The organism is Pseudonocardia sp., assembly GCF_050246655.1.
Classification (GTDB): domain Bacteria; phylum Actinomycetota; class Actinomycetes; order Mycobacteriales; family Pseudonocardiaceae; genus Pseudonocardia.
In genome coordinates, this window is record NZ_JBFWVQ010000212.1 from 1 (window position 1) to 4,710 (window position 4,710).

The window sequence follows — 4,710 nt, forward strand, 5'->3', positions numbered from 1 at the left end:
CGGTGCCGGGCGATCTGATCGCCGACTCCGCACAGGATCTGGCCGCGCGGTTCGCGGGCCACGAGGCCGTCGTCTTCTCGGCGGGGGCGCACGGCACGGGGATGGACAGGACCACCGCCATCGACGGTGAGGGGCTGGTCAAGGCGGCCGCCGCCGCGGCCGCCGCGGGCGTGCGGCGGTTCGTGCTCGTCTCGGCGTTCCCCGAGGCGGGCCGCGGCCGCGCGGAGCGGTCCGCGGGCTTCGAGCACTACATGCGCGTGAAGAAGGCCGCCGACGCCCACCTCGTGACGACGGACCTGGACTGGGTCGTCGTCCGGCCGGGCACGCTCACCAACGAGCCCGGAACCGGCCGGGTCGCGGCGGGCCTCGCCCTGGAGTACGGCACGGTCCCCCGCGACGACGTGGCGGCATTCCTCGCCGCCGTACTGCCCGCCCGTGCCGTGAACCGCACGATCGTCGAGCTCACCGCGGGGGACACGCCGGTGGCCGAGGCGGTCGCCGCGCTCGCCCGGTGATCGGCCGGGACAACCGCGGCGGGCCCGCCTATCCGCGGGCGACAAGGTGCCGCGGCCACGGCCTGCCTAGCGTGGGGCCCGCCATCGCGGGAAGGGGGCGACCATGACCGGCGCGCTCGGGCTGATCGAGACACGCGGCCTCGTCGGCGCGATCGAGGCCGCGGACGCCGCGGTGAAGGCCGCGAACGTGCGGATCGAGGGCTACCGCACGCTGCGCAACGGGCAGGTGTCGGTGCTCGTCCGCGGCGACGTCGGTGCGGTGCAGGCCGCGGTGGACGCTGCGACGGCGGCGGCCGCCCGGGTCGGGGAGCTCTACACGAGCAAGGTCATCCCCCGCCCGCACGCCGGGACCGAGGACATCGTCGAGCAGGCGGTCACCCGGCCGGGCTGATCGCCTACTCCCCCGGGTCGTCCAACCCGCCCTGGTTGACCTGCAGCAGGCGCAGCGCGAAGTCCGCCCGCATCCGGTCCTCGTGGCGGGACAGGTCGAGTCCCGTGAGCTGACGGATGCGTTCGAGCCGGTAGCGCAGCGTCTTGTGGTGCACGAACAGGCGCTCCGCGGCGAGGCGCTGCGAGCAGTCCGCGTCGAAGTAGGCCCGCAGCGTGCGCACGAGCGCGCCGTCGTTCTCCCGGTCGTAGGCGACGAGTGGCCCGGTGACGTCGTCGATGAACGTCTGCAGGTCCGGGTCGTCGCCCGAGCCGAGCAGCAGTCGCACGATGCCGAGCTCCTCGTAGAGGAACACGTTCTCCCCGCCGAGCCTGCGCGCTGCCGCGGAGGCCGTGCGGGCCTCGTTGAGCGCGCCGGGCAGCTCCAGGACGTCACGCCGTTCCCGGCTCACCCCCCAGGACGTGCGCAGGCCGGGATGGTCGCGCGCGATGGCGGTGGAGAACCTGTTCGCCACGTCCTTCGCCACGGCGCGGTCCAGCTCGGCGGCGATGGCGACGAGGACGTTGCCGCGTAGGCTCGCCAGCGCGAGCCCCCGGCCGTCCTCCGCGGACCGGACGGTGCGCAGGACCTCGCGGCGCACGCGGTCGGTCTGCGACGTGTCCCACCCGTGCTCGGCGGCCAGCTCCTCGACGTTCTCGATCCGCCCGTGGACGACGCGCAACACTCCGAGCAGCGACAGGTTGAGCTGCTGCGCGCGGGTCCGGGCGGCCAGCCGGTGCTCGATGGGACCCTGCAGGAGGTCCCAGAGCACCTGCTCGATCGCCTCCGCGCGGGCCCGGCTCGCGGCCCGCTCGCGCAGCAGCGCCAGCGAGCAGGCCATCGCGACCTGGCCGGCCGCCTGTTCCATCAGCTCCGGGGCCTGCGTGCCGGGCAGCAGCACGACGTGCCCGACCCGGTCCCCGTCCGCGTACACGGGACGGATCCAGCTGCGCGGGGCGACGTCGCGCAGGTCCGGCTCGGCGCCCGCCGTCCGCACGGACGGGGGCAGCACGCCGACGAGCCGGGAGCCGCTGTGGTGGGCCATCAGCCCGCCGTCGGCGGCGTAGAGCCCGACCTCGCTGCCCAGCTCCGTGGCCACCGCCCGCACCACCGCGGGCGTCCCGCCGCCCTCGATCACGGTGGTCAGCAGTGTCTCCTGCAGCCGCGACGAGCGGCGCAGCACCGAGAGCTGGTGCTGCAGCGCGTCCCGGGCGCGGCCCACCTCGGCGGCGGCAGCGGCCTGCTCGTCGTGCAGGCGGGCGTTGTCGATCGCGATCGTGGCGAAGTCCGCGAGCGTCACCATGCGGCGCACGTCGCGCTCGGTGAACCGCGACGGCCGCCGCCGCCACACCTCCAGCACACCGACGAACTGCCCCTGCAGCAGCAGCGGGACCGCGAGCGCGGAGAGCGTGGCCTCCCGGGCGGCGAGCGACATGAAGTCCTGGCTGATGGACTTGTCCTCAAGGTAGGAGTCGACCTTCGCGGGCTCGCCGGTGAGGAACACCAGGCCCGCGACGCCCTGGCCGCGGCGCATCCGCAGCCGCGCGGTCTCGGCGACGCGGTTGCCCACACACGAGCGCATGTGCAGCACGTCGCCCTCGCGCAGCAGCACCCCGCAGATGTCGGCATCGAGCAACCGCAGGGTCCGCTCGACCACTGTGCGCAGCACCTGGTCCAGGTCGCGCACCGACAGGAGCTGGCGCACCACGTCCTGCACCGCGGCCGCCTCGACGGCGGCGGACTCGATCTCCGTGTCGGACTGGCGGCGCCCGATGAGCAGCGAGAGCCACGCACAGGACTGCGCGAGCAGCCCGCGCCAGCCCGCGTCGAGCGGGACCTGCGGATCCCAGCACATCGCGACGCAGCCGCCGTCCGCGGCGAGCATGCCGCGCCCGCACGCGAGAAGCCGCCCGTCCGCGGGCAGCCCGGCGAGCCCGGTGCCGGGGCCGGCGAGCACCGTCCAGCGGTCCCCGAGCCGGGCGGCCACGGTGATCGGGGTGCCGGTGCCCAGGCAGGCCAGGCCCGCGACGTCGCCGGCGGCCCCCTCCACGTCCGTCGGCAGGGTGGCGAGCAGGCGCCCCAGCTCGGCGGAGGCCCCGTCGCGGCGGAACAGGGTGCCCGTCGCGGCGCTGCGGGTCGCGGTCGTGGTCCTCACCGCCCTCGCTACGTCACGATCAGCGTCTTGAGACTACGTCGTTGCGCCATCGCCCGATACGCATCGGCGGCATCGTCGAGCGCCACGGTGTCCGGGGCGAGCAGCAGGGGGTCGACCGCACCGGACCCGACGAGCGCGGCGAGGGCGTCCCCGTCGCGCATGAGGTCGCCGATCGCGAAGCGCAGTGTGAGCTCGCCCGCGAACGCGTCCGCCACCGGCAACGGCCAGGTCGACGCGCCCGGCACCCCGACCGAGACGACGGTGCCGCGGCGCCGGACCAGCCCGAACGCGGCGTCCAGCCCGACGGTGCCGCCCACGGCGTCCACCACCGCGTCCGCACCGCGGCCCGCCGTGACCGCGTCCACCACGGCGCGGGCCTCCTGCGGGGCGACGGCGACCGAGCCCTGCGCGGTGGCCCGGCGCGCCGCCACCGGCTCCACCAGCACGACGACACCCGCGCCGCACGCCTGCGCGGCGAGCGCGGCGAGCTGACCCACCGGCCCGCCGCCGAGCACCGCGACGGTGTCGCCAGGGACGAGCCCGGCGCGGCGGACGGCCGCGTAGCCGGTGGCGAGGGTGTCGCCGAGGAAGACCGCGGCGTCCAGGCCCACGCCCGGGGGCAGCGGGCGCAACACGGTGTCGGCGAACGGCACCCGGACCAGCTCGGCCTGCGCGCCCGCGAGCGGCTCGCCGAACGCCGCGCCCGTGCCGAAGAAGCGGCGACGCTCGCACTCCCAGTGATCGCCGCGACGGCACCACCAGCAGCTCCCGCACGCGGTGAAGTCCGCGCCGACGACCTGGTCGCCACGGCGGTACTCCCGCACGGCCGCCCCGACCTCGACGACCTCCCCGGCGAACTCGTGGCCCAGCACCGTCCCCGCGGGGAGGTGCTCGGGGTGCGCGACGACGTGCAGGTCCGTGCCGCAGACCGCGGCCCGCCGGACCCGCACGATCGCGTCCGCCGCATCGGCGAGCACCGGGTCGGGGACCTCGCGGACGGCCACCTCACCGGCCGTCCCGGCGTACACCACGGCTCTCATGCGGTCCTCATGACACGAGCGCCCCCAGCCGGGCGCGGATCCGCTCGGCCGCCTCGCGCAGCGCGACCAGCTCGTCCGGGCGCAGGTCGAGCTCGACGATCCCACGCACGCCGCGGGCGCCGAGGCGCGCCGGGAGCCCGACGTAGACGTCACGGATGCCGTAGCTGCCGTCGGCGAGCACGGCGGCCGGCATGACCTCGCCGCTGTCCGCGGCCATCGCGAGCACCATGTCCGCGGCGCAGCGGCCGGGGGCGAGGAACGCGCTGCCCGACCGCAGCAGGCCGACGACCTCGGCGCCCGAGCCGCGGGCCCGGTCCACGATCGCGGCCAGCTCCGCGGCCGGGAGCAGCTCGGTGAGCGGGCGCCCGCCCGCCGTGGCCTGGGACAGCGGGATCACCATCTCCTCGCCGTGGCTGCCCAGCGCCCACGCCGACACCTCGTCCGCGCGGGCCACGCCGGTGAGGCCGACGAGCGCCTGGAAACGGGCGGTGTCGAGCACCCCGGCCATCCCGAGCACGCGCTGCGGTGGGAACCCCGACGCGCGCCACGCGTGCTGGGTCATCTCGTCGAGCG

At 76.1% G+C, this 4,710-nt stretch carries 4 protein-coding genes and 1 pseudogene; 2 read left to right on the forward strand and 3 right to left on the reverse strand.

The annotated features are described in order from the left end of the window. On the forward strand, positions 1-515 hold a 515-nt coding region (locus AB7J25_RS30200; RefSeq protein WP_428514726.1), incomplete at its 5' end, for an NAD(P)H-binding protein. 103 nt (positions 516-618) lie between these two features. After that, positions 619-906 carry a BMC domain-containing protein gene (locus AB7J25_RS30205; protein WP_428514727.1) on the forward strand — a complete coding sequence of 96 codons (288 nt, stop codon included), beginning with the start codon at positions 619-621 and terminating at the stop codon, positions 904-906. 4 nt (positions 907-910) lie between these two features. Here AB7J25_RS30205 and AB7J25_RS30210 read toward each other — a convergent pair whose 3' ends face one another. The 3 genes and pseudogenes from AB7J25_RS30210 to AB7J25_RS30220 form a co-directional block, all read right to left on the reverse strand. After that, positions 911-3,097 carry a helix-turn-helix domain-containing protein gene (locus tag AB7J25_RS30210; RefSeq protein ID WP_428514729.1) on the reverse strand — a complete coding sequence of 729 codons (2,187 nt, stop codon included), beginning with the start codon at positions 3,095-3,097 and terminating at the stop codon, positions 911-913. A gap of 8 nt (positions 3,098-3,105) precedes the next feature. Next, on the reverse strand, positions 3,106-4,137 hold the full coding sequence (locus AB7J25_RS30215) for an alcohol dehydrogenase catalytic domain-containing protein (RefSeq protein ID WP_428514731.1): 1,032 nt from the start codon (positions 4,135-4,137) through the stop codon (positions 3,106-3,108). 7 nt (positions 4,138-4,144) lie between these two features. Beyond that, positions 4,145-4,710 (reverse strand): annotated as a pseudogene (locus AB7J25_RS30220) (lactate dehydrogenase); the annotation flags it as partial.

Excerpts from the sequence above, each read along its gene's own strand:
- AB7J25_RS30205 (WP_428514727.1), top strand. The coding sequence starts at position 619 with ATGACCGGCGCGCTCGGGCTGATCGAGACACGCGGCCTCGTCGGCGCG.
- AB7J25_RS30215 (WP_428514731.1), bottom strand. The coding sequence starts at position 4,137 with ATGAGAGCCGTGGTGTACGCCGGGACGGCCGGTGAGGTGGCCGTCCGC.